The sequence below is a fragment of the Variovorax sp. Soil_C_33 genome, assembly GCF_057656935.1.
Window position 1 is genome coordinate 1 of sequence record NZ_JBDGJK010000046.1, and the last position, 588, is coordinate 588.

Genomic DNA, 588 nt, shown 5'->3' on the forward strand with positions numbered 1-588 from the left:
TACATCCCCACGCCCGAGCGTGCGGTGGACGGCACCTTCCTGATGCCCGTGGAGGACGTGTTCTCCATCTCCGGGCGCGGCACGGTGGTGACCGGCGCGGTGGAGCGCGGCGTCATCAAGGTCGGCGAGGAAATCGAGATCGTGGGCATCCGCCCGACGGTGAAGACCACCTGCACCGGCGTGGAAATGTTCCGCAAGCTGCTCGACCAGGGCCAGGCCGGCGACAACGTGGGCGTGCTGCTGCGCGGCACCAAGCGCGAAGAAGTCGAGCGCGGCCAGGTGCTGTGCAAGCCCGGCTCGATCAAGCCGCACACGCACTTCACCGCCGAGGTGTACGTTCTGAGCAAGGATGAGGGCGGGCGCCACACGCCGTTCTTCAACAACTACCGTCCGCAGTTCTACTTCCGCACGACGGACGTGACCGGCGCGATCGAGCTGCCCAAGGACAAGGAAATGGTCATGCCTGGCGACAACGTCAGCATCACCGTGAAGCTGATCAACCCGATCGCCATGGAAGAAGGCCTGCGCTTCGCGATCCGCGAAGGCGGCCGCACCGTGGGTTCGGGCGTGGTGGCGAAGATCCTCGAC

1 protein-coding gene is annotated in these 588 nt (G+C 65.8%); it reads left to right on the forward strand.

What is annotated here, in order from left to right; translation table 11 throughout:
* Window positions 1-588: EF-Tu C-terminal domain-related protein (locus AC3A6B_RS29840; protein WP_487840243.1), on the forward strand; the 588-nt coding region annotated here is incomplete at both ends.